Annotated in this window: 20 protein-coding genes and 1 pseudogene; 13 read left to right on the top strand and 8 right to left on the bottom strand. The window is 36.0% G+C overall.

Going from position 1 to position 24,051, the window contains the following annotated elements; genetic code table 11:
• Window positions 1-82: 82 nt before the first annotated feature.
• Complete coding sequence (gene ltrA, locus ABWU23_RS03090) at window positions 83-1,333, bottom strand: group II intron reverse transcriptase/maturase (protein WP_265044928.1); 1,251 nt, start codon at window positions 1,331-1,333, stop codon at window positions 83-85.
• A gap of 963 nt (window positions 1,334-2,296) precedes the next feature.
• On the opposite strand from ltrA, the gene ABWU23_RS03085 reads away from it, so the two are divergent.
• Window positions 2,297-3,244 carry a helix-turn-helix domain-containing protein gene (locus ABWU23_RS03085; protein WP_353270787.1) on the top strand — a complete coding sequence of 316 codons (948 nt, stop codon included), beginning with the start codon at window positions 2,297-2,299 and terminating at the stop codon, window positions 3,242-3,244.
• 345 nt (window positions 3,245-3,589) lie between these two features.
• Here the strand turns inward: ABWU23_RS03085 and ABWU23_RS03080 are convergent, their stop codons facing one another.
• A complete protein-coding gene (locus ABWU23_RS03080) occupies window positions 3,590-4,549 on the bottom strand; it encodes a leucine-rich repeat domain-containing protein (RefSeq protein WP_353270786.1) in 960 nt (319 codons plus the stop codon).
• A 520-nt stretch (window positions 4,550-5,069) separates the two neighbouring features.
• On the opposite strand from ABWU23_RS03080, the gene ABWU23_RS03075 reads away from it, so the two are divergent.
• Complete coding sequence (locus ABWU23_RS03075) at window positions 5,070-5,342, top strand: hypothetical protein (protein ID WP_264329155.1); 273 nt, start codon at window positions 5,070-5,072, stop codon at window positions 5,340-5,342.
• 89 nt (window positions 5,343-5,431) lie between these two features.
• On the opposite strand, the gene ABWU23_RS03070 is transcribed toward ABWU23_RS03075, so the two are convergent.
• Together ABWU23_RS03070 and def are read right to left on the bottom strand one after the other, a co-directional pair.
• Window positions 5,432-6,253, bottom strand: coding sequence for a uracil-DNA glycosylase family protein (locus tag ABWU23_RS03070; RefSeq protein ID WP_353270785.1), 822 nt, complete (start codon window positions 6,251-6,253; stop codon window positions 5,432-5,434).
• Window positions 6,243-6,782: a peptide deformylase gene (gene def, locus ABWU23_RS03065; protein WP_253309681.1), complete on the bottom strand. Its 540-nt coding sequence runs from the start codon at window positions 6,780-6,782 to the stop codon at window positions 6,243-6,245. The genes ABWU23_RS03070 and def overlap by 11 nt, the downstream gene beginning before the upstream one ends.
• A 138-nt stretch (window positions 6,783-6,920) precedes the next feature.
• On the opposite strand from def, the gene ftsA reads away from it, so the two are divergent.
• The 3 genes from ftsA to map all read left to right on the top strand — a co-directional run bounded on the left by ftsA (window position 6,921) and on the right by map (window position 9,535).
• Complete coding sequence (ftsA, locus tag ABWU23_RS03060; RefSeq protein ID WP_265016322.1) at window positions 6,921-8,159, top strand: cell division protein FtsA; 1,239 nt, start codon at window positions 6,921-6,923, stop codon at window positions 8,157-8,159.
• A 41-nt stretch (window positions 8,160-8,200) separates the two neighbouring features.
• A complete protein-coding gene (locus ABWU23_RS03055; protein WP_253309683.1) occupies window positions 8,201-8,602 on the top strand; it encodes a nucleoside triphosphate pyrophosphohydrolase in 402 nt (133 codons plus the stop codon).
• A gap of 150 nt (window positions 8,603-8,752) precedes the next feature.
• On the top strand, window positions 8,753-9,535 hold the full coding sequence (gene map / locus ABWU23_RS03050; protein WP_253309684.1) for a type I methionyl aminopeptidase: 783 nt from the start codon (window positions 8,753-8,755) through the stop codon (window positions 9,533-9,535).
• Window positions 9,536-9,585: 50 nt separating this feature from the next.
• Here the strand turns inward: map and ABWU23_RS03045 are convergent, their stop codons facing one another.
• Window positions 9,586-10,797, bottom strand: coding sequence for an MFS transporter (locus ABWU23_RS03045; RefSeq protein ID WP_253309685.1), 1,212 nt, complete (start codon window positions 10,795-10,797; stop codon window positions 9,586-9,588).
• Between the two features lie 219 nt (window positions 10,798-11,016).
• Here ABWU23_RS03045 and rsmH point away from each other — a divergent pair, with 219 nt between their 5' ends.
• The gene (rsmH, locus tag ABWU23_RS03040) at window positions 11,017-11,970 is read left to right on the top strand and encodes a 16S rRNA (cytosine(1402)-N(4))-methyltransferase RsmH (protein WP_353270784.1); all 954 of its coding nucleotides are present in this window, start codon (window positions 11,017-11,019) and stop codon (window positions 11,968-11,970) included.
• A 26-nt stretch (window positions 11,971-11,996) separates the two neighbouring features.
• Window positions 11,997-12,278 (top strand): hypothetical protein, encoded by a 282-nt coding sequence (locus tag ABWU23_RS03035; RefSeq protein WP_253309687.1) that lies wholly within the window; start codon window positions 11,997-11,999, stop codon window positions 12,276-12,278.
• A 520-nt stretch (window positions 12,279-12,798) separates the two neighbouring features.
• Here ABWU23_RS03035 and ABWU23_RS03030 read toward each other — a convergent pair.
• Both ABWU23_RS03030 and ABWU23_RS03025 read right to left on the bottom strand, forming a co-directional pair.
• Entirely contained in the window at window positions 12,799-14,073 is a 1,275-nt protein-coding gene (locus ABWU23_RS03030; protein ID WP_253308905.1) for an MFS transporter, read from the bottom strand.
• A gap of 467 nt (window positions 14,074-14,540) precedes the next feature.
• Window positions 14,541-15,371, bottom strand: a complete 831-nt coding sequence (locus tag ABWU23_RS03025) for a hypothetical protein (protein WP_353270783.1) — start codon at window positions 15,369-15,371, stop codon at window positions 14,541-14,543.
• 551 nt (window positions 15,372-15,922) lie between these two features.
• Between ABWU23_RS03025 and ABWU23_RS03020 the strand changes: the two genes are divergently transcribed.
• The 4 genes from ABWU23_RS03020 to ABWU23_RS03005 all read left to right on the top strand — a co-directional run bounded on the left by ABWU23_RS03020 (window position 15,923) and on the right by ABWU23_RS03005 (window position 21,045).
• Entirely contained in the window at window positions 15,923-18,571 is a 2,649-nt protein-coding gene (locus ABWU23_RS03020; protein WP_353270782.1) for a valine--tRNA ligase, read from the top strand.
• 65 nt (window positions 18,572-18,636) lie between these two features.
• Window positions 18,637-19,677: a hypothetical protein gene (locus ABWU23_RS03015; RefSeq protein WP_353270781.1), complete on the top strand. Its 1,041-nt coding sequence runs from the start codon at window positions 18,637-18,639 to the stop codon at window positions 19,675-19,677.
• A 62-nt stretch (window positions 19,678-19,739) separates the two neighbouring features.
• Window positions 19,740-20,144: a hypothetical protein gene (locus ABWU23_RS03010; RefSeq protein ID WP_353270780.1), complete on the top strand. Its 405-nt coding sequence runs from the start codon at window positions 19,740-19,742 to the stop codon at window positions 20,142-20,144.
• A gap of 82 nt (window positions 20,145-20,226) precedes the next feature.
• Window positions 20,227-21,045, top strand: a complete 819-nt coding sequence (locus ABWU23_RS03005; protein ID WP_353270779.1) for a hypothetical protein — start codon at window positions 20,227-20,229, stop codon at window positions 21,043-21,045.
• On the opposite strand, the pseudogene ABWU23_RS03000 reads toward ABWU23_RS03005, so the two are convergent.
• Window positions 20,986-22,216, bottom strand: a pseudogene (locus ABWU23_RS03000) (IS256-like element ISWpi15 family transposase). The gene ABWU23_RS03005 and the pseudogene ABWU23_RS03000 sit on opposite strands and share 60 nt — an antisense overlap.
• An 87-nt stretch (window positions 22,217-22,303) precedes the next feature.
• Between ABWU23_RS03000 and ABWU23_RS02995 the strand changes: the two are divergent.
• Both ABWU23_RS02995 and ABWU23_RS02990 read left to right on the top strand, forming a co-directional pair.
• A complete protein-coding gene (locus ABWU23_RS02995) occupies window positions 22,304-22,576 on the top strand; it encodes a hypothetical protein (RefSeq protein ID WP_253307327.1) in 273 nt (90 codons plus the stop codon).
• A 90-nt stretch (window positions 22,577-22,666) separates the two neighbouring features.
• Window positions 22,667-24,040 (top strand): hypothetical protein, encoded by a 1,374-nt coding sequence (locus tag ABWU23_RS02990; protein WP_353270778.1) that lies wholly within the window; start codon window positions 22,667-22,669, stop codon window positions 24,038-24,040.
• Window positions 24,041-24,051: the final 11 nt, after the last annotated feature.

Genomic DNA, 24,051 nt, shown 5'->3' with positions numbered 1-24,051 from the left:
ATTCTGAACCCCGCTTAGCTCTGCTAAGTATTTCTTAATGCGTACCACGGCGCACACTCGCGTCTCATAAAGCTCCCACTAGTCATTGCCCTAACCCTATAATTAATTTCCAGTGCACAAAAAGATTTGGTCTACTCTTTGCGATTCTTTCTAGTAACTTAGCTGCTTTGGTTTTATGCCTACTCAGCTTCTTGTACTTTGTCTGAAACCACTTTCTGAGTTTCCTATTAAACATTCTTATTATGTCCTCTAGCGCAGTTATGTGATACTTCCCGTAATAGTTAAACCAACCCCTTAGAATTGGATTACATATTCGTGATATATCTTCTATTTCCAAGTTTGTTCTTCTAGCAAATTTCCAGCCTCTAATTTCTTTCTTCATCTTTCTCAGACTTTCTTTACTTACGGTTGGAGTAAAACTTACAAATAGACTACCATCTTTTCTATTTCTTACAAGCCTTTTGCGAAATTCATATCCTAGGAATGTAAATGACACATTCTCATGACTATCCTTTCGTTTTCCATCTTGACAGTAGATGATTTTGGTCTTTGTATGTTTTATTTCCAGCTTGCAAGTCTTCAGTCTCTGCTCAAGTTGACTTAAAATTAGTTGTGCTTGGATCTTGCTTACACAATGTATAACACCATCATCAGCATATCTTGCCCACTTTACACTTGGATATTTTCTTCTCATCCACACATCAAAGCTGTAGTGCATGAATAGGTTACTTAAGATAGGACTAACTACACCTCCCTGCGGCACTCCGCTGAGACGCTTTATCTTTGTTCCATCTTCAAGTTGTATATCTGCACTTAGCCATCTTTGTATGTATAAGAGAACCCATTTGTTTGTAGTGTGCTTTCTGACTGCTTTCATCAGTAGATTGTGGTCTATGTTATCATACATTCCCTTGATGTCAAACTCTATTAACCAATTTTGGTCGAAGCATCGCTTCCTGGTTTGTCCTATGGCATCTAATGCTGATTTATTTGGCCTATAACCATATGAATCCTCATCAAATACCTTCTCAAGTTCTGGTTCTAAAACACTTCTTACAACTTCCTGTGCTATACGATCCGAGACAGTTGGTATTCCAAGTGTCCTTGTCCCTCCATCTGCCTTGGTTATATCACAAGCCTTAACTGCAGGTGGAAAATAACTACCAGATGATAGCCTATTCCATAGCCTGTAAAGGTTCTTGCTTAAGTCTTGATCAAACTTTTCAATTGTTAGATCATCAATACCTGCTCCTCCTCTGTTTTCTTTAACTCTTTTATAAGCCATAAACACTAGAGATTTCGGTATATCAAAAGGCTTTGTTCGTTCAATCATTTTCATCCTCCTTCAAGTTGAATGATTTACTAAAGTCGACTAGTTCAACCCCTTCGCTCCATGGTCATTACAACCACTTCTTCACTACTACGAGTTGATCCGCCCCAGTGATTTGTATCGCTACTCTAAAGCTTGAGGATTTGCCTCTTGCTTGTCTCGCTTTGCATCAAATCGACTGGTTCCTGCAGTTCCTTATTAAAGCCCAGATCAGACTCACGCCACCTTTATGCCGAACACCGCCTACACAGTAATCAGGTTCCCTGTACGCTTTTAAGAGGAGAACAACTCACTCCTCCTTTCGATGTTCACTTCCCTTTTCGACACGTTCATCAGTGGTTCACTTACGTTCGCCTTTCTGATCCACACCTTCCAGCTCTTACGCTGATTTTTCCTTAACGCTTATGACCCTATCTCTTAAATAGAGCCACTTAAGGTGGTTTGAAACCTGCTCCTGAAAACCGATTTCGAAGGACCTTCCTTCATCTTCAATAAAGCTTCTCACAAACATTACCCTGTTTGTTGCTGCAGCACACCATCATTCTTTGGATCGAGAAACTTCGAAAGAGCCATAACGAACTAACCTAAAAAGCATTAATAATTATACACAATTCTGAAAAAATATTCAACTTCTTTATTTTTAGTTTATTTTTTTAAGTTTTGAATGCGTTGATGAAAAAAATGTCTCCCATAGGTGGCTTTAGAATACTACTACGCACCTTAGAGGTCCTTTGTAGATCTTTTTATACCCCCCTCATAAAGCGCCTAAAAACCCCGGCAAATGAATTCATGAGCTATAAAGAGCTTTAAAAACACTTATTTTTGGTGCAAGGGCCTAACAAAAGTGCGAGCGTAAGCCTACCATTAGCTCTCACACCTTTCATAATAAAGAGCTTGAAGTCAACATTTTCATGGTAAATTTATGCTCACCTGTGTAATAATGTGTAGTTTATTTCTGTTAGCGGCATGGCAAAACGTACTACTATCTCCATAAGATACGAAATAGCGCAGAATGTAAGAAGCTGGATATTAAAGCGAAAATATACCCAAAAAGATTTAGCAAATAAAACAGGTATAGAATACTATACGCTGCTAAGGTATGTAAAAGGAAAATGTGGCATTCCAACTGAAAAGTTAAAACGTATAGCAAAGGCATTGTCAGTTCCTATTAGTAATCTACTTCCTCCACCAAGAGAAGACAGTTGTTTTGATAAAGATAAGGCGCAAGAGACGTACGATTTCATGGGAAAATACATGAAAACAAAGGGGAGAGGACCGCGCAAGGCAATTAATGCATTAACCAAATTTATTCGAGCTCAAGAGGAAAGTGATGTAAAAGCAGCAAGAATAAGAATGGCAAAAAATATGCTCGAGTTAGAATTTGATGCTGATATTATCTACCAAGCAACAGGCTTATCAATAGATGAATATGATAACAAAGAGCTAGTTGTCTGTAAGCGTCACAAGGAAGGACAAGAGATGAAGAAATGGAGGATAATAAGGGAATATACTCAAGAGGAATTGGCAAAAGAGCTCGGTGTAGCGCATTCACAAATACATAACTATGAACAAGGAAAGAGTACCTTTTTAAGCGAGGTGGCATGTAAGGTTGCAGAAATATTATCAGTGGATGATAAAGATCTGATAACGGAAGAAGATTACTATGAAGACGAGGAAGCGGAAAATGAGCTATTAAGTTTGACGAGAGAATTCAAAAGAATTGATAATCAGGAATCAAGAGATGAACTGAACATACTAATAGGATTTTTATCCCAAAGAAAGCAGATTTACAAAGAAAAGATCGACAAAGCAGAAGGGATAAAAGTAGCAAATAATCTACTTATACTAGGTATTTCTGTTGATGCTATTTCTTCAATCACTGGCTTATCTAGAAAACCCATATATACCTCCTAGTCTAAAAAGTACAATATATGAAAACAATATGGTAAAAATACAAACATTATTTCGTATGTCAAGTTTTTTTTACTTCAGAATATCAGAACCAATCATAAGTTATTCCTAATCTTAAAAAGCAACTAGAAATGGGAATTAATTTGGGAAAGTGTTGAAAAAAAAAGTACATAAATCTTCAAAGAAATGTATCTTTAGGTACTACATGCTTGTTTGACTGCTTTAATTCTTTCTAAAAACGCGAAACTATCATTGCTAGTATGTGTCTAAATAGGATGAAAATAGGCCAACATATTGGACTTTAGGTTACTTAAAGCTTGTGCATATGCTGATAATTTGAATCAAGATTTAAGAATACACTGGCGATTTATTGTGCCCAGTAGTCCATACACTAGAAAGGACGCTCTTAACAGCATCACACATACCTATATCGGGATCTTCTTGCTTTTCCTCACTAACTCTCTCGCAAAACTTTCCAACACCATAACCTACTAATGCACCAATTACTGCAGCTACAAGAAACACCGCAACAGCACCAACAGGAGTTAAAGTAGCAGCTCCTGCAAGATATGCTATGCTCAAACCTAAAAACAAACCAATTGCTATACCGCCACAAACATAGTATTTGTTGTTGTTTTTAGATTTTATTTGTAATTTAGGGTGTCTTTTAAAACCTATCCCGCAATGTATAAGATTAGCTAACTCATTTGCACCTTCATCACCAATGTTGTTATCAGATAATTCAAGTTTAGTAAGATTCGTAAGACTAGCTAAAGCTTTTGCACCTTCATCACCAATATTGTTATATGTCAAATCAAGTGTAGTAAGGTTTGTAAGATTACCTTCAGCTAACCCTTTTGCACCTTCATCACCAATATTGTTACTACCTAACCAAAGCCATTTAAGATTTGTAAAATTACCTTCAGCTAACCCTTTTGCACCTTCATCACCAATATTATTATATTTCAAATCAAGTTTAGTAAGATTTGTAAAATTACCTTCAGCTAACCCTTTTGCACCTTCATCACCAATTTTGTTACTACCTAACCCAAGCCATTCAAGATTTGTAAAATTACCTTTAGCTAACCCTTTTGCACCTTCATCACCAATATTGTTATCAGATAATTCAAGTGTAGTAAGATTTGTAAGATTAGCTAAAGCTTTTGCAACTTCATTGCCAATTTCTGCTCTGTGCAAACTAAGTTTTGTAACGTCTGTTCTATTTTGTAAAAAGCTTACTAGTTCACTTACGTTTACGGCGCAATGACAATAAAGGACACCGTACTTAACATGTTCATTAAAATCCATTTCTTCTCCTTACTAAAATTATCATATAAATATTTTAGCCAGTATTTCAGTGATTGTCAATTTTGTTAACAAATTACGTGAAAATTTGTAGAAAATACCAAACTCTGTAGCGTCACAAAAAATTTGTTCATTTACTTTTTCTAAAACCGCAAAAAAGTACGTATCTTTGTGAGAGCTTGTTTGGTAAAAATAAGGTTGTGAAAATAGAAGGTTGAAATTGTTGCAACGAAGTTAAGCAAATTGGTTCGTATATAAATATGGTAAAAGTAGGCCAATATAGCTAGTTTTGTGGTATAGTAAAATTATTATAAGAAAAGTTCGAACGTGTCATTTGGAAAAGAAGATCATTAGAGGGAAAAGAGGAGCTTGATGATTTGGAAGAGAGCTTAATTGATGAAAGATAGCGCTATGTGTTTCCAAAATTGTGCATAAAAGTAAAACAAAACGAAGGTTAACAGTTGCGTCTTTTTCGCAAGAATAGCTGATAAATGGATTTATGGAAAAAAGGAGTGCCTGAACTATGAAAACATTTACAGGAGAAACTATGAGAAAAAGAACATTAACTGTTACCTGTCGATATGAGCCTGATGAGTTAGCAGATAAACGCTTATCGGATGTATACGGGCAACTGATAGAGAGATTGATAAAGAGAAAAAAAGAAAATAGAGAGAAAGAAACAAATGAAAGTAGTGAGTTTATATGCGAGAGTGTCATCGTGCAAAAAATTAAGCATAGTACGACAAATACAAGTTTTCTTGTCGTTTTAATCTGCACAGATTGCGAAGTTAAATGAAACAGCTTCAGTTTCATGATAAGGGGGCTGACGAAACTTGTCAAGTAAGTTTTTTCGTTTCTGCGGGCTACTTCTTGACACCAGTGGTGTTAAGTATTCGTACAGTTATTGGTATTATTAAGATACTCCCTAATCTTCTTTAAATCCTCCCAGGCTAAACGTTTTTGCATTGGCTGACGCAGTAGGTAAGCTGGGTGAAATATAGCAGCTGTAGTGATTGAGTGAGATAAATATTGGTTAGTGTACGTATGAAATCTACCACGCAAATTCGATATAGTTTTTGTGCTGTCAAGAAGGCTATAACACGCAATTCCCCCGACCAAAATTAGAATTTGCGGTGAAACCAGTGCAACATGCTTCTCAACAAATGGTCTGCACATATCAAGCTCTAGGTCGGTTGGCTTTCTATTGACAGGTGGGCGCCAAAATACGGTATTGCTTATGTATACCTTAGTGCGATCAAGATTGATTGCATTTAACATTTTATCGAGCAACATTCCACTTGCACCACAAAATGGTATGCCTTGAAGGTCTTCATTTGCTCCTGGAGCTTCACCAACGAGCATAATTTTTGCGTTTGGATTACCATCGGAAAAAACAGTATTAGTTGCAGTTTTTTTTATCTCACAACCTTCAAATGATTCAACTGCACTTCTTAGTTCATCCACACTACTACATTTACTTGCAAGTTTCCTTGCTTCAATTATCCAATCACTTGGAAACATGTCTTTTCCATCTTTAGTGTCACCCCAGCGCGTATCTGCATCTTTCTTCTGGGTCCCAGTTTGGATAACAGAGGGTTGCACACCCTCTTTGCTCTCCAACTTTTTTTCCTCTTCACCCTCTGTTAGTGTGCAATCAACGCCCACTTCATGGTAAAATTTTAATAATTCTAGGTCTTCATTGCTCATAATGCTTTTTAACCTTTTGTGCTTTTTTCATGGCCATATCATACTTTAATTTAGATAAATGTCTAATATATAATATGCCATTTAAGTGATCTAGCTCATGCTGAATACACCTTGCGAGCCAGCCGCAAGCTTTTAGCGTCTGTTCCTCATTATTTAAATCCTTATATTTCACAGTCAAATATTTTGGACGCTTAATTTCATAGCTTTGCTCTGGAATTGAAAGGCACCCTTCTTTGAGAATTACTTGTTCATCGGATAATTCCGTAATTTCAGGGTTAATCATGTAAAATTTGCCAGTCGATTCATACCCTACTGGCTCGTCTTCAGCTCGAGAGAGCTGAATGTCCATAACAAAAACTCTCCTCAGCACTCCAACTTGCACTGCAGCAAGGCCAAGACCTTCTGCATCGTACACAGTTTCGAACATGTCGTTTACTAATTCTTTAATTTTATCGTTTATATCTGTTACTTCACTGGCACGTGTGATTAGTCTTTCATCAGGGGCAATTACAATTGGTAATATGGACATAAAAATTATAATTCTATGTTTTGCTTTTCCTTTTGTCCAGAATTTAGTGTATATTAAAATGTTGCTATATCTATAATAGAAATATAAATTATTAAAGAAAGCTACAATTTAAATGAAATTACGTAATAAGGTTAACTAATGTACTCTGCAGTAATAGCAAAACCAAAGAGAAACGTTTTTGCTGTTTTAGACATAGGTACAACAAAGATTATTTGTCTAATCGTTAAAATAAATGGCAACTTCAGCTATAAAGTGACAGGAACGGGCTATAAGATTGCAGAAGGTGTAAACGGTGGGTCGATAACTAATGTAAAACACGCAAATTACTCCATCTCATCAACTATAGGTTTAGCTGAGCAAGTGTCAGAGGAAACTATAGACCAGATATATGTGAACATTGCTGGATGTGGCATCTCATCTTTTAATGTACATAATGAAATTATTGCAGCTAATCATGAAATTTCTGACCGGGATATAAAACGTGTAGTTTTTCAGACGTTTGAGAAATATATTGAAGAAAATGTTATCATTCACAATATACCACTGAAATATCACTTAGATGACATGACTGACATAAAAGAAGTTGGTGGATTGTACGGAAAAAGACTATCTGCTGATGTTAATGTTGTCACTGCTTCGCGTCCAGCGCTTACCAATATTGAAAACTGTATTACCAATAATGGTGGATTAAATATGGCAGGTTGTATTGCTTCTGCATATTCTGCAGGTCTTGCCTGTCTGAGTGAAGATGAAAAAGAGCTCGGGACTGCTATTGTTGATATAGGCGGTGGGTGCACTGCAATTGGAATTTTCAAAAGAGGGAAACTTGTGTATGCAAGCAGCGTTCCAATTGGTGGCGTTCATATCACTCGAGATATTGCTTACGGGCTATGCACAAGCATAGAACGTGCAGAGTATATAAAAATACTGTATGGTAGCACTATCGTAACTTCAATAGATGAGAACGAATATATTACAGTCCAAAATAGTGAAAATGATGAACCTACTCAAGTATTCAAATCTGAGCTTATTAACATCATAAGACCAAGAGTTGAAGAAATACTTGAAATGGTAAGAGAGCAATTTCAAGAGCAGAAAGATCCAATTAATAAAGTAGTGATCACAGGTGGAACTAGTCAACTCACAAGCATGAAGGAAATTGCAGGCTATATATTCAATAAGCAAGTTCGAATTGGGTGCCCTGAGTCTTGTAGCGGTCTTGATGGCGAATATGATAAAAATCCTGTATTTTCTGCTGCTATAGGTTCTATAAAGCTAATAGTTGAAACTTTTTATAAGAATAACTCTGGAATGCTCGGTCAAGATGGTAAAATAAGTAAGTTGTACCATTGGGTTAAATCAAAAGTTACAGTTTAATTTTACTGAATGAAATTCTTATATCTGTCAAAGGAAACATTATGAATAAAAAACATTGTTTCAAAATTAATAAACTTGTTCGTGATCATACAACTGAAATTATACGTTCCCATGGAATTATTGTTTATGAGAGGGTGATGGAAAAAGATGAATACATTGAACGTCTCAAAGATAAACTTTTAGAAGAAGTAAAGGAAGTTATTGCCTCTAAAACCTCAGATGAAAACCTTGAAGAGTTAGCTGATTTACTTGAGGTCATACATGCATTAGGCAAAGAAAGTGGACTATCTATAGAACAAATTGAAGAAAAGCGTATCTCTAAAAAACAAGAGAGAGGTGGTTTTGAGAATCGTATCTACAATACTTACATTGAGGTGAATTCTAATAGCATCGATTACTATCACAAAAAACCTTCAGATTATCCTGAGATAGTAGTTGTATAGTTCAGATTATTAAATAGACTTCTTGCTTGACCACCTTTCATACAAATGACTTGACACTAGGATCCATAGGGCTTATTTTCATAATACGTAAAGTTATTACATTTATGTACTTGCAAGTAAGCGTACCAATTACAATAAGACATGGAAAATATGAACATAACTATACACTCACAAGAAGATTTTGAATTTATGCGCAAGGCTGGCAGGCTTGCTGCTGAAACTCTTGATTTCATTGCACCGTACGTAAAGGTAGGGGTGACAACTAATGAGTTAAATGATCTATGTCATGATTTTATAATTAATGCAGGTGCAATTCCAGCACCACTAAACTATAGGGGGTATCCAAAATCGATTTGCACTTCAAAAAATGCAGTTGTGTGCCATGGTGTTCCCGATGATAAAACGCTTAAAGATGGAGATATTTTAAATATTGATGTCACGGTGATTTTAAATGGTTGGCATGGTGATACAAGTCGCATGTTTTGGGTTGGCAAGCCATCAATAAAAGCAAAACGTTTGTGTGACGCTACTTATCATGCATTGATGGAAGCAATTAAACAAGTTAAACCCGGCAATAAGTTAAATGAAATAGGGCTTGCTATAGAGAAATATATTAGAGATTTTGGATATTCTATCGTACGCAGCTACTGCGGACATGGTATAGGAAAAGTCTTTCATGCTCCACCAAATGTAGTGCATTTCTATGATCAAGATGAAAATCTCATCTTGAAGGAAGGTATGTTTTTTACAATAGAGCCAATGATTAATGCTGGAAAACATGAGACTCTGCTCAGTAAAATCGATGACTGGACAGTGACAACACGCGATCTTTCACTTTCTGCTCAATTTGAACATACGCTCGGAGTAACTAAAGATGGTGCTGAAATATTCACATTATCACCTAAAAATTGGCACTTCCCACCATATAATTAGATTTTTTTAAACTCTGCTATACTGCAACTATACTTGGATCTTGAAGAAAGCTAATCCTTAATTTGCGATATAGCAACTAGCCCAATTAATGCACAGAAAATCATGTAAAAACTAGCTGAAGTCTCTTGTCCTGTAACTTTGATAATTGTTGTGCATATAAATGGTGCAAGGCCACCAAAAAATCCAGCAGCTATATTTCTTGACAAGCCAAATCCGCTGTATCGAACCTTTGTTGGAAATAATTCACACATAAATGCACTGACAGGACCAAGCGATGCAGCTATTGGAATTATAAAAAGAATATGTGCCGTAAAAGTGAGTAAGTAATTGCCACTACATAACATTGAGAAAACTGGATAACTCACTATTACAAAAGCTATAAATGAAAATTTCATAACTTTTTCTCTTCCTACCTTATCAGAAAGTATTGCAAACAATATTGTCAATCCTCCGAGCGCAATTTGACTCAGTATTTCTACCATATGGTTAAAATGAGTATTTATTGTTGATGTAAGCACATTGAAAAATACCAGATATATGTAAAGAGATGAGTTTTCAACTATATCAACCCCAACTGATATCAGAAAAGGTTTTTTATAGCTATTCAATAACTCTTTTAATGGCAGTTTAGATGGATTTTTCTGTCTTTTATACTCTGGGCTTTCATCAAGTATATATCTCATATATATGCTGATTAATCCCATTGCTAAACTGAAAATGAAAGGTAATCTCCACCCCCAAGATTCAAAATCAGATACTTTTTTGCATATGAGTACTGCTATCAGGCTTAATACTGAACCAAAAATTGCGCTTAATACTTCAATGCTGCCAAAAAATCCTTTTTTGTTTTTAGGAGCGTGTTCTATTAAAAATGGTGCATTTCCTGCTTCTCCTCCAAGGGATATACCCTGCAATAATCTTAAACAAACTACCAGCATTGACGCTAGTATTCCAATGCTTTGATAACCTGGAACAAAAGCAATTAATACGGTTGATAAAGTCATTAATATAATCGAGAGCAATAAGGCAACTCTTCTGCCATGCTTATCACCAATGTGACCAAATATAGCAGCGCCGACTGGTCTCATTAAGAAACCCACTGCAAACACTCCAAAAGCCTTCAATACGCTGGTTAGTTGATCATCCGATGGAAAAAACACACCACCTATTATGTTTATTAAGTGGCCAAAAAGCATGTGGTCATACCACAATAAAGTGTTACAAATCAAACTTGAAAATATTACTTTTGTTATTTGCTGCATAATTTTCTATAGTTTGTTTAGTATTTAGTAATATACATTACTTTTTTTATATAATAGAAAAATTTGAACATTATATTAATAATAGTATCTTATTAAATCTTAATATTTTTATATCATTGACTATATTCAAGTATTTTTATATTATTGCCTATATATTTCCATATGTTTTAGTGGGAAGCTATTTTTATTTGTATGCACAGAGTCTTTTGATGGAGCACTATGACACACACTCCAGTTTTGTTAAAAGAGATGCTATCACTACTATCACCGCAGGATGGTGGTATATACGTGGACGCCACATTTGGAGCTGGAGGGTATAGCAAAGCAATATTGGAGTCAGCTGATTGCAAGGTATATGCAATTGATAGAGATGAAACGGTAACTAAGTTTTATGATGATTTAAGCGTTAGATATCCCGATAGAATAAAACTATTCATTGAGAAGTTTAGTAATATTAAAAGTATACTAAGCAGCGTTGAGCCATCTCCTGTCATCCCAGTACTTGATACTGGAAAAAATAACTGGTCACGCGCTGGAATGAAATCAAACGGAGTGGATGGGGTGGTTTTTGACATCGGAGTTTCATCTATGCAGCTTGATAACGGAGATAGAGGGTTCTCATTTTTACATGATGGTCCACTCGATATGAGCATGGATAACTCTTCTTATATAAACGCTTCAACGTTTGTTAACGCTTTACGCGAAGAAGAAATTGCAAATACTATATATAACTACGGAGGAGAGCATCATTCTCGCAAAATCGCAAGAGCAATAGTAAGTGCACGGAAGAAGAAAACTATCAAAACTACATTTGAGCTTGCGAACATTGTACGTTCTGTGGTGTTCCGTGAAAAAAGCAAAATTGATCCTGCAACCAGAACATTTCAGGCAATCAGAATATGGGTAAACGATGAGCTGGGAGAACTTGAGAGGGGCATTAAAGCTGCATCTGAAATTTTAAATGAGAATGGCAAATTAATTGTTGTCACCTTTCATTCTTTGGAAGATCGTATAGTCAAAACTTTTTTTAAAGATCTATGTGAGCCAAGATCTACTGATTGTAAGACATTCTCTCTTCTAAATAAAAAAGTGATCAAAGCAAGTATAGAAGAAGTAAGTGCAAATCCGCGTTCACGCTCAGCAAAACTAAGAGCTATACAGAAGTTGTCATGAGAACTTTCTGCATCATCTCAATAGTTATGTTTTTTCTTAGCATTGTAGGACTATTTAAGATAAAACTACATGTTCAGTCATTAAATAGAGAGCTAATAAAAATAAAAAGTGAAATTAGTTTAGTACAAAGTGATATAAAAGTTTTACAAGCAGAGTGGAGCTATTTGAATAATCCAAAAAGACTTGCAAGCCTTGTAAAGAAATACCTAAAAAATAACTCTTTAATACTGGCTAGCCAGGTTAAAAATCTTGACTCTTTAAATGGCCGCAGTGTGTTAGCACAACTTAAAATCCATGATCAACAGTGAGATTAAGTCTTATTTTTTACAGATGAGCACATCACAATAAAACTTACTTTGTATCCGTTCAGGATAGCGGCAAGGTAGTATAACCATAGAGTAAAAGTGAGTTTACAACAAATGGTGTCATCCCAGTGCTTGACACTGGGATCCAGCCTTTCCATAATCATCAAAAACATTGTATTTTAACGTAAAACAGCTATTTTTATGCTTACCAACTTAATAAAATTCCTGGATCCCAGTGTCTGGGCACTGGGATGACAGCAGTCCTACGTCATACCGCGATTCATTCACGGTATCTCTTAACATAGATCCCGCTAACAAGCAGCGGGATGACGGTTGTCAGGGTGTCATCCAAGTAGCCCCTTTTTTCTGGATTCCAGACTGGAATGACAGCAGTCCTACGTCATACCGTTACGGTATCTCTAGATCCCGCTAACAAGCAGCAGGATGACGGTTGTCAGGGTGTCAGCTACTTAGATGAAACCCTTTTCCGGTGGAGATCACTATCAAATCACATAAGAGAAAACTAAGACCAATCACATTTTTTATCTTGCGGTTTTATTTGCAATATTGCTACCACACTGATCAACAAGCAGAAGACTATATAAAGCCCAGCAGCAAGGTTTGTTTGAGGAAATGTTACAGTCAACCAAATACAAACCATAGGAGTAAATCCTCCATGTAACGCATAAGAGATGTTGCGTGATAAGCTCACACCACTAAATCTAACATTGGTGGGAAAGAGTTCAGATGCAACTATTCCTATGGGAACTATACCTCTTTCTATTATAGAAAGAGCCATTACACTAAGCATAATTATAAGGTAATTTTTGTAGTAATATGCAATAGATAACGCAGGACAACATAGTGCCATTGTAATTGCTATAAATAAGATTGCAGTGCGCTCTTTTCCAACTTTATCAGCCAACATTCCAAACGCTATTGAAGATATCGGCATTAATACACTGGTTATAATGAGCACAATTTCGTTGATATATGTCGTTACATACACATCCACTGATGCTATTTCCTTTGCGAGTGTTCGAAGAAATATGGTAAATCCGACAGCAACATTAACAGGTACAGATATTAAAATAGCAAGTATAAGAGCTCTCTTGTGGCGCTTTATAAGCTCTATTATTGGCAAATCAGGTAAATTTCTTTGTTTTCGATTTTTTTCATATGCTGGAGTTTCTCCCAATGTGTATATGCTATACGCGCTAATTAATCCTAAAATAGCTGAGAAAACAAATGGCAATCTCCAACCCCAGGTACAAAAATCAGTAGTTTTTTTGCAGATAATTACTATCACCGCAGAAAGCAAGACACCAATGGAGCGACCACAGCCCATTATTCCAAAATACATTCCTAAGTTCTCTTTCCTACTGGATAAATGTTCTATAAGATAAACAGAACTTCCCTGTTCACCACCAAGTGCAATTCCTTGTGTCACATGGATTGCAAGAAGCAATATAGTAGAAATTATACCTACTTGATTGTGACTTGGAATAAATGCAATGAGACTTGATGGTATCGATATTAGCAAGATAGTAATTATTAATGCTATCCTTCTTCCATACCTGTCACCAACGTGACCAAATATGAATGCACCAAGTGGCCTTACAATTGCACCTAGCCCTACAATTCCAAATAATTGCAGTATGTTACTGTAGACATCTTTTGCAAAACAAAACTCTCTGCTAATTATGTTAATCAAATCAGTGAAGAGCATGTAGTCATACCATATTGCGATTCTGCAGAGTATGGTTGATATCAATACCCTTATTTGGTGATTATCCACTAAATTTAATTCGTAAATGTTTGCTTATTCTATTCTGGCTGCTTTTTGGGATTTTGCAACCTAAGCATGTGAAGTTGACTGTTTTATTATGGTGTGTGATAATTGAGATTGTTAAAATTTAGGTATTCACTGACCGTTCTTGTTATAAACACCAGAATAATAAGCTACTGATATTCTCCATCTTTTTTATCTTTAATCCATCATAGCTAGCGATGCAACAAAGCCATTCCAGTGTCCGCTACTCAAATGACATGGTGAGGCGTCATCCTGCTGCTCCTTTCTTGTCATCCCGCGCAGAATAATTAATCGTCATCCCGCTAACAAGTAGCGGTATGACGATTGTCAGGATGTCATCCTAGTAGTGTGACACTGGTTCACTCTATAATGATTTCATCCCAGCGCCCTCTTCTTGTCATCCAAGTAGCTGACGCTGGTTCCTTTATGACGGTTTCAGCCCAGTGCCTTTGTTACTTCTTTTTCCCATTCTCATTTACTTCTTGTGCTTTCGCTCCATCTACTTGAGTACTAGGTAATGCTACATATGTAATACTACCAGCTACGAGTGCAGATGCTACTGCTATACCAATCATTACTAACATCTCTAACCTAACTGTACGTTCAAGTGCAGTAAATGCTATCAGTCCAGCAGCAAGACCCATACCAACAGTAGCGGTGTACCGTGCTCCATTGCCTTGTTTTGGTTGCTCAGTTGTTTTGTTTTTAGCTTCTAGTGCTTGTTTTTCTTGATCGAATTTAGCTTGTAATTCTGTTTTTTCCTGCTCAGCTTTCAGCTTTTCAGCTTCTAATTCTTCGCCTTTCTTACTTAATTGTTTTCTTAATTCTGTTTTTTGCGTATTAGCTGCACCCAATTGAGTTTGTAAGTCTGTTTTTTCCTTCTCTATCTGCTCAAGTTTATTTACTTTTTCTTGCATTTCATTTGATAGTTCATTTTTAGCTTCAGTTTTTAGCTTTTCGGTTTTTAGTTCAGCTTTTGCAGCCGTTATGATTGCTTGATCAGCTTTGAGTTCAGCTTTTGCAGCCGTTATTGTTGCTTGATCAGCTTTAAGTTCATCTTTAGCTTCTGTTTTTATTGCCTCATCAGCTTTAAGTTCATCTTTAGCTTCTGTTTTTAGTTTCTCTCTGAATGCACTTACTATGTTTTCTGAAGTTTCTTCCTCTTTACCTTCCAACACTCCTTTAAGGAAAACTCTCAGCTCTTCTTTTTTTGTAGCATCCAGATTATGACCATTCTTATCTAAAGCACCCAAAATCCCTGCTAATCTTTCAAATCCTATCATAACGAACCTCAATATATATAATTAACATTACATAATACCTTTAGAACCTAAGATCAAGTAATATTTTTATCATAGCATAGAAAATTTATGTTCGTAAACAAAAAATTTTGGCGTAAAATTGCCGTATTTACTTAATTGTGCTATAGCTAAAGTAATTTAGGTTTATCGACAATCGTCATCCCGCTGCTTGTTAGCGGGATCTAGAGATACCGCGAATGAATCGCGGTATGACGGTTCGTGGCGGTATGACGATAACCTCGTCATACCGCTACTTGTTAGCGGGATCTATGCTAAGAGATACCGCGGCGGTATGACGGTTAAGTATCCTACTACGTGTTAGCGGCTGAGATACCGCGAATGAATCGCGGTATGACGGTTCGTGGTGGTATGACGATAACCTCGTCATACCGCTACTTGTTAGCGGGATCTATGCTAAGAGATACCGCGGCGGTATGACGGTTAAGTATCTTGCTACGTGTTAGCGGCTGAGATACCGCGAATGAATCGCGGTATGACGTTGCTAGCTTAAGGTTTAAAATTGAGAAATATTTATGTTAAAAGAAAAATACGGCTTTAAAGAAGTTGAAGACAAATGCAACATATTATGGAAAGGTAGTAAAGTTTATAAATGGAATGGTGAAAAGGATAACACTTTCACTATAGACACACCTCCACCAACAATATCGGGTAAATTGCATATCGGCCATATATTTAGCTATTGCCACACAGACTTTATTGCAAGGTTTCAGCGCATGCTGGGAAAAGATGTGTTTTATCCAATTGGGTTTGATGATAATGGGCTCCCCACTGAAAGATTGGTTGAACAAACCTATAAAACCCGTGCAAAAGAAGTTGGCAGAGAAAAATTTATAGAGATGTGCCATGAAGTTATTGAAAAATCAAAGCAAGAATTTAAGGAACTATTTAAATCGGTCGGCATTAGTTATGACTGGAGTTTGGAATATCACACGATCAGCAAGGAAACTGTGACACTTTCTCAAATGTCGTTTATCGATCTATATAATAAAGGGTATGCATATAGAAAAATGCAACCTATTCTTTGGGATCCGGTTGATAAAACCGCAATTGCGCAAGCAGAAATAGAAGATAAAGTTTTTGAGTCATCCTTAAACACGATAGTTTTCTCTACTCACGAAAATGAGCAGATCAATATTGCAACTACGCGACCTGAGTTACTTCCCGCATGCGTTGCAGTTTTTTGCCACCCAGAGGATGCACGCTATACCCATCTGATTGGCAAAACAGCCGTAGCGCCAATAACAAAGGAAAAAGTTCCAATAATAGCTGATGATAAGGTTAAAGTAGATAAAGGCACTGGGCTTGTTATGTGTTGTACATTCGGTGATGAGCTCGACATATATTGGCAGCAAAAGCATAATCTGCCGATGAAAATTATCATCGATCAGGATGGGAGGATGAACCTGCATCCACCACATGGTCAGAAGGAAAGAGCATGGATCCCAGTGTCTGGGCACTGGGATGACACCATAGGTGGCACTGGAATCCAGGAAATAGAAGAATGGATCCCAGTGTCTGGGCACTGGGATGACACCATAGGGGCTACTCGGATGACAGGAGAAAGGGCTACTCAGATGACAAAAGAAGACGTCATTCCACCACACCCCGGCGTCATTCCAGCGCGTGACGCTGGAATCTACAATGAAATCAATGGATTGAAAGTTACAGCAGCAAGAAAGAGGATGATCGAAATCCTAACTGAGAAGGAGTTACTAATAGAAAGCACTAGCATTTCTCATTCTGTTAAGTGCGCAGAAAGGTCTGGTGCACCACTTGAGATATTGCCTACTTATCAATGGTTTATCAAGACCTTAGAGCAAAAAGCTCAAGTATTAGATAAAGTAAAAGAATGCAATTGGCATCCAAGCAATATGCGTAAACGCATGGAAGTGTGGATAGAAGGGCTAAATTGGGACTGGTGCATCTCAAGGCAGCGCTATTTTGGTGTGCCATTTCCAGCGTGGTATTCCAAACGTAAGGGAGAAGAAGGTAAAATTATTCTAGCTGAGATAAAGGACCTACCTATAGATCCACTCAAAGATTTGCCAAAAGGGTATAGCAAAGAAGAGGTTATCCCAGATCAAGATGTAATGGATACCTGGGCCACAAGTTCAATTACTCCTCAACTAAGTGCACTGGCAGTAAACAGTGAGTTTAGCTTACCAAATCATCGCTATAATACAATATTTCCTGCAGATCTGCGCAGCCAGAGCCATGAGATAATAAGAACTTGGGCTTTTTATACTATTTTAAAGGCACATTATCATGCAGATTCTTTACCTTGGAAAAACATTATGATCAGCGGTTGGTGTTTAGCCGATGATAAGAAAAAGATGAGTAAATCAAAAGGTAACATCATCACTCCTCATGTAATACTTGAAACTTATGGAGCTGATGTAGTACGCTATTGGGCAGCGAACTCAAGGCTTGGAGTTGATACAGTCTACTCTGAAAATATATTTAAAATTGGCAAGCGCCTAGTTACAAAACTTTGGAACGCTAGCAAGTTTGTTTCCATGTTCATGGAAAAGCATCAAGTAATGAGCATAAATTCTGCTCACGAGACAATAGATAAGTGGATATTGTCTAAGTTATACAAAGTTATAGAAAGAGCAACGAATAACCTATTACAGTTTGAATACTGCGAAGCTTTGGGCGTAATAGAGGAATTTTTTTGGAAGGATTTTTGTGATAACTACTTGGAATTAGTAAAAAAACGCGCGTACGGAAGCAGTGAAGCAACCTTAAGTGCAAAACAAAGCTTGGCGTATGTGTTAAATGTTATTTTGCGGTTATTTGCACCTTTTTTGCCTTACATTACAGAAGAGATATACCACCAGTTGTATAGTTATAATTCTGTACACAATCAAAGTAATTGGCCAAAATTAGAAGAGCTTATCTACGATAAATATTCAGAGGAAATGGGAGACAATTGCGTGCAGATATTAAACATTATCAGAAAGATAAAAGCAGATAATAATGTATCAGTTAAGCATTTGATAAAGAAATTAGTGATAAAAGCAGATCTACGAGAGGACAAATTGAATCAATCCGCGCAGAATGACCTACAAGCAGTTTGCAATGCGGAAATGATAGAGTGGATGCAGTCTGAGCTTGAAACTGAAGACGGGAAATACATAGTGAATATAGACTTATACTGATTTGTATAGCTTTACTTCCCTTGACATTTATGCTATTATAATACTTTAGTTGTGAGGGAATAATAATGGGGGATTTATATAATAAAGCCAATGCACCATATCTTATAGCTGGTGCTTTTGCTACTTTGGTATTGCTTGCATCTGGGACACTTGCTGTTGCCCCTTATGTTGAGTTCTTGTCTTCAGTTGCAGTCTTTAATGTAGCTCTTCCTGTTGCCTTGAGTTTATCTATACTATCTACTTTGATACTCGCACTTTCATGCAAGATGATTAGTAATAATAAGAAAATAGAGGTTGAGAAAAATAAATTTGCTGAAAAAGAGCAAGAGTTAGAAAGCGTAAAACAACAATTTGAGAGTAAGGTACAAGAGTTAGAAAATAAAATAACTCTAGAAAAAGAAGCTAAAGAAGCTGCAAGCAAAGAAGTGGAGGAATTGAATAATCAACTAAATAGATTAACTCGAGAAAAGCAAGGTTTAGATGAGAGAATAAAAAAATTGAATAAGAAAGTAAGTCAGTTAGAATGTGAAAAGAAAAATTCTCTTGATTTTACTAAAGAGTTACGTGATGAAAATACGAAACTAAATGAAAAAAAAGGTAATTTACAAGGTGAATTATGTGAGATGAAGAACAAACTGAGCAACTTAGAACATGAATACAATGACTTACCTTGTAAATTAAAAGAGAAGGTTTCTTCTCTAAATCATCAATTAACTATGTTAGAAAAAGAAAAGATACAATTAGAAACAGAATTAAGAAAAGAAGTAGAAGAATTAGTAGTGCAGTTAAGAATAAAAAGTGATGAAGCTTCCTCTCTGAAGGAGGAATTAAAGAAAAGAGAAAAAGAATTAAGTAACGACATAAAAGAATTAGAGAAGAAGTTATACCAGTTGGAAAGGGAAAAGAAAAGATTAGAAGGTGAAGTTAGTTATGAGCGTCAAGAGCACACTCGTTTTAAAAATGAAGTTGACAAATTAAGTACAAAGGAGAAAAAGCACTTATCTAAAATTGAGGAGCTGGAAAAGGAATTATTATCTTTAAAAGCAGACGAGGAAGAACTTGTTAATCAATCAATAAACGTTAAGGATGATTACAAGAAAATGTAAATAAATTTGAAGAAAAAAAGAGAGAATATGTAACAAAAACAGTATTTACTGTACTCAGTGTAGTGAAAGAAAGAGTAGAGCAAGGACTTTTTAATTTAGAAGAACAAGACATGCAAGATACAGACCGTATACAAGAAGCAGTTGATGAATTTATGCAACCTATATATGAAAAGTTAGGTATAAATAATCAACTAGATATAAGCAGTGAACATTCATCAGAATTTGAAGGAACAGGTGAAAATAAGCTTGCTAATGGACTAACTTTCCCGAAACCACTTTCTCCTCGCACATCCACACCAAGAAGATATTCTAGAAAATCTCTATCTCCTAAAAAGGAAGATGAGGATGAGAATAAAGAAAATTCAGAGCAACTAAATCACGAAAATCCTAATACAAGTACCGGCAGCCCTAATTTATCGCTTTTTAGAGATGCAACAAATAATTCCTATCACACCTTAACGATGTAAGTGCAGTGACTTCCACAGATAAGAGAATCTTAACAAATATATACAAGACTGCTGAAGTTTTGTTCATGAGGGGAGGGGAGTAATGAGCAATTTGTTTAACAAAGCTAACACATTTTATTTTGTAGCTAGTTCCTTAGCTACTCTTACGTTACTTACATCTTTAGCGCTTACTGTAACTTCTAATGTGCCTCTTCCTCTAATTCTTGCTTTAGCTGCATTATCTGTTTTGGTGCTTGCACTTTCGTATAAAATAATTAGTAATAATAAGAAACTGGAAGTTGAGAGAAATAAATTCGCTCAGAAAGAGCAAGAGTTAGAAAATAAAATAACTCTAGGAAAGGAAGCTGAAGAAGCTGCAAACAAAGAAGTGAAGAATCAATTAAATAAATTAACTCGAGAAAAGCAGGGTTTAGAAAGCGAAATTGAAAGGCTAAATGAGGAAATAGAGTGGTTAAAGAAACAGTTAGAATCACAAGAAGAACTATATGATGAATCAGGAGAAGAACTGTATGATGAATCAGAAGGAAAAGGGGGAGATGAAAATAAAAATGAGGAGTTAGAAAAAAAGATAACAAAAGAAATAGAGGATCTAAAGGCATCCCTCAATATGACAAGTAGAAATATTGGTTTACATAAACAAAACAAAAAGCACTCATCTGAAAATTCTAATATTGATAAAACTCTTTTTAATAAAGCTCTAAAAGCGGAAAAGAAGTTCAACGAAAATATTAACAAGTGCGAGGAAACGCTAAGCATGCTGGAACGAATTTCATTACAAGAAAATGCAGTACAAGAAGCAACTAATTCGGGAGTGTTAAATAAACTGTGTCAAACCGCATTTTTAGTTCAACTCAATTTTCAATCTGCCAGGAAAGAAAACATCAAGTTGAGAGATAGTTAATGCCCAATCATGTACAGGCATCGTCCACTTTTCCTCTGCCTTCTTTATAGCACAATATACCTGCTTATACAAGGCATTTATGCTGGTAAATGAGCCTTTGGTCTTAGTGAATTTCCTAATTTGCCTATGTAGCCCCTCTATGGGATTGGTGGTGTAGATTATCCTCCTAACTGGACCAGAATACTTAAAATAACCAGACAAGTTTTCCCAATTATTCTGCCAAGATTTTATAACCATAGGGTACTTTGTGCCCCATTTTTCATCTAATTCCAACAGATAATTCTCGGCAATTTCCTTGCTTGAAGCTTGATATACCTTCTTTAAATCGCTCAAAAAACTCTTCGCATCTTTACTGGCCACATACTTCAGTGAGTTGCGTATCTGATGCACTATACACATCTGCACTTCCGCATTAGGAAAGACACTGTTTATAGCTGCAGGAAAGCTTTTCAGCCCATCAACGCAGGCAATAAGGATATCTTCTACTCCTCTTTCTTTGAGGTCATTTAGCACTCCCAACCAGAAGTTAGCTCCTTCACTTTCAGCCAAATAAAAACCTAATACTTCTTTTTTGCCATTTTGATCTATGCCTAATATGTTATACATGCATTTACTTACGCAATGCCCGTCCTCTTTGACTTTAAAAAACCATGAAAACTATCGGATATACAGACTGCAGCGGGCGACTACGCCATTCGTTGATTACTGGTAGCAATTTGTCAGTAATACTTGATATCTCTGCCACCGATATTTTGTGATCATAAATTTCCTCAACATGTGACACTATATCTCTATAGCCCATACCACTGGCAAATGTGCTCAAAATCTTCGTTTCAAGCTCTGGATGTAAGTTTGTTTGCCTTTTTTTGACTATTTGTGGTTCGAAACTTCCTTCCCTATCTCTTGGCGTCAAAAGCTCAAATGACCCTGCGCTTGTACGTAAAGTCTTTGCATTCCTCCCATTTCTTCGATTATTCTCTTCGCTTTCAGCCGACAAGTGGTTTTCTATTTCACCTTCCAGGCTTACCTCCAGCAACTTTTTTATAAACGGTGTTAATGCTCCATCTCTTCCTGTCAACGGTCTTCCTTCTCGTATAGACGACAGGATATTTGTTTCTAATTCTTTATAATCTACCAAACCGGTAGTTCTGTTTACTACTTTCTGACTCATTGTCAAACCTCCATTTTTTTATATCAATTTATTACTTTTTTTTCGGTTTGACACAGTTTATTTAACACTCCCACTAATTCACTGGAAATGATAAAGGATCTGAGTAGTAAACATTCATCAGAATTTGAAGGAACAGGTGAAAATAAGCTTGCTAATGGACTAACTTTCCCGAAACCACTTTCTCCTCGCACATCCACACCAAGAAGATATTCTAGAAAATCTCTATCTCCTAAAAAGGAAGATGAGGATGAGAATAAAGAAAATTCAGAGCAACTAAATCACGAAAATCCTAATACAAGTACCGGCAGCCCTAATTTATCGCTTTTAGAGATGCAACAAATAATTCCTATCACACCTTAACGATGTAAGTGCAGGGACCTCCACAGATAAGAGAATTTTAATAAATATATACAAGACTGCTGAAGTTTTGTTCATGAGGGGAGGGGAGTAATGAGCAATTTGTTTAACAAAGCTAACACATTTTATTTTGTAGCTAGTTCCTTAGCTACTCTTACGTTACTTACATCTTTAGCGCTTACTGTAACTTCTAATGTGCCTCTTCCTCTAATTCTTGCTTTAGCTGCATTATCTGTTTTGGTGCTTGCACTTTCGTATAAAATGATTAGTAATAATAAAAAAATAGAGGTTGAGAGAAGTAAATTCGCTCAGAAAGAGCAAGAGTTAGAAAATAAAATAACTCTAGGAAAGGAAGCTGAAAAAGCTGCAAACAAAGAAGTGGAAAAATTAAAACATGAATTAACTCGAGAAAAGCAAAATTTAGACAAGAGAGCAAAAAAATTGGATCAGAAAGTAAATGAGTCAGAAGTTGAGAGAGAATCTCTTCTTGAAGAAAAAAAATCTTTAGAGAAAAGATTAGAAACAGCAAAGAATCGTACGTTTGAAATAGACAATGAATTGGACAAAACAAAAGAGGAAATAGATAAGCTTGTTGCACGAGAAGAAGAATTGCATCTTAAAATCTCGCGTTTACGTGAACAGTTACAAGAAAAAGAAGGTAATCTAGCTGAAAAAGAAAAACGCATGACGGAATTGAAAAGGAAAATAGACAATAATAAACATGCAGAATTAAAAAATGAAGAATTATATAAGGAAATAGAAAAATTATCTAAAGAAAAAGAGGAATTGTGTAAGGAAATAGAAAAATTGTGTAAGGAAAAACATATATTATGTGAAAAAAAAGAAGAATTACATAAAAGACAAGAAGAACTTTGTGTAGAATTAGATGAATTACAATATAAATTTAAAGAAATTAATCAGAAAAATAAAAACTTATCTCAAGAATTAAAAAGGAAATTTGAAGAGCTATATAAAGCAGATGATTTAATTAAAAATCAATCTTTTGAGTTAGATGGGATAAGAAAAGATTGTAATAACGAAGTGAAAAGTTTAAGAAATTCACTTTTAGAACGAGACAGTCAAATAGAAGATTTTTTGAAAGAGAAAGAAAAACAAGTGAATTTTGTGCAACTGTTGATAAGATGCGTAACAGACAATATAGAAGAACCTATAAGAAATAATGATGGAAAAGCAATATTAAATACGATTCAAATATTAAAGTTTGCGTTACAAGAAGAATTTGCACGGCTTTTGCCAGACAAAACGCCTTCTTCTTCGCTGGAAGATCTTGTATATGCATCATCGCCAGACGAAACATCTGTTCCTTTACATGCAGGAGATCCTGGATATGGATCCGAGGAAGATTCTGGATATAACAGTCGCTCATCCACCCCGATCAAATTGCCAAATTCACTATTGACAGAATCTTATGAACGTAATCAGAGTGAAGGTATTTGCAAAACATAATAATTAGCTTT

The organism is Wolbachia endosymbiont (group A) of Hedychridium roseum, assembly GCF_964028325.1.
Lineage (GTDB): Bacteria > Pseudomonadota > Alphaproteobacteria > Rickettsiales > Anaplasmataceae > Wolbachia.
This window is presented reverse-complemented; position numbering and strand designations above follow the sequence as displayed.

What these genes read in the sequence shown, in the direction of transcription:
- ltrA (WP_265044928.1), bottom strand. Translation starts at nt 1,333, where the DNA reads ATGATTGAACGAACAAAGCCTTTTGATATACCGAAATCTCTAGTGTTT.
- ABWU23_RS03085 (WP_353270787.1), top strand. Translation starts at nt 2,297, where the DNA reads ATGGCAAAACGTACTACTATCTCCATAAGATACGAAATAGCGCAGAAT.
- ABWU23_RS03080 (WP_353270786.1), bottom strand. Translation starts at nt 4,549, where the DNA reads ATGGATTTTAATGAACATGTTAAGTACGGTGTCCTTTATTGTCATTGC.
- ABWU23_RS03075 (WP_264329155.1), top strand. Translation starts at nt 5,070, where the DNA reads ATGAAAACATTTACAGGAGAAACTATGAGAAAAAGAACATTAACTGTT.
- ABWU23_RS03070 (WP_353270785.1), bottom strand. Translation starts at nt 6,253, where the DNA reads ATGAGCAATGAAGACCTAGAATTATTAAAATTTTACCATGAAGTGGGC.
- def (WP_253309681.1), bottom strand. Translation starts at nt 6,782, where the DNA reads ATGTCCATATTACCAATTGTAATTGCCCCTGATGAAAGACTAATCACA.
- ftsA (WP_265016322.1), top strand. Translation starts at nt 6,921, where the DNA reads ATGTACTCTGCAGTAATAGCAAAACCAAAGAGAAACGTTTTTGCTGTT.
- ABWU23_RS03055 (WP_253309683.1), top strand. Translation starts at nt 8,201, where the DNA reads ATGAATAAAAAACATTGTTTCAAAATTAATAAACTTGTTCGTGATCAT.
- map (WP_253309684.1), top strand. Translation starts at nt 8,753, where the DNA reads ATGAACATAACTATACACTCACAAGAAGATTTTGAATTTATGCGCAAG.
- ABWU23_RS03045 (WP_253309685.1), bottom strand. Translation starts at nt 10,797, where the DNA reads ATGCAGCAAATAACAAAAGTAATATTTTCAAGTTTGATTTGTAACACT.
- rsmH (WP_353270784.1), top strand. Translation starts at nt 11,017, where the DNA reads ATGACACACACTCCAGTTTTGTTAAAAGAGATGCTATCACTACTATCA.
- ABWU23_RS03035 (WP_253309687.1), top strand. Translation starts at nt 11,997, where the DNA reads ATGTTTTTTCTTAGCATTGTAGGACTATTTAAGATAAAACTACATGTT.
- ABWU23_RS03025 (WP_353270783.1), bottom strand. Translation starts at nt 15,371, where the DNA reads ATGATAGGATTTGAAAGATTAGCAGGGATTTTGGGTGCTTTAGATAAG.
- ABWU23_RS03020 (WP_353270782.1), top strand. Translation starts at nt 15,923, where the DNA reads ATGTTAAAAGAAAAATACGGCTTTAAAGAAGTTGAAGACAAATGCAAC.
- ABWU23_RS03015 (WP_353270781.1), top strand. Translation starts at nt 18,637, where the DNA reads ATGGGGGATTTATATAATAAAGCCAATGCACCATATCTTATAGCTGGT.
- ABWU23_RS03005 (WP_353270779.1), top strand. Translation starts at nt 20,227, where the DNA reads ATGAGCAATTTGTTTAACAAAGCTAACACATTTTATTTTGTAGCTAGT.
- ABWU23_RS02995 (WP_253307327.1), top strand. Translation starts at nt 22,304, where the DNA reads ATGATAAAGGATCTGAGTAGTAAACATTCATCAGAATTTGAAGGAACA.
- ABWU23_RS02990 (WP_353270778.1), top strand. Translation starts at nt 22,667, where the DNA reads ATGAGCAATTTGTTTAACAAAGCTAACACATTTTATTTTGTAGCTAGT.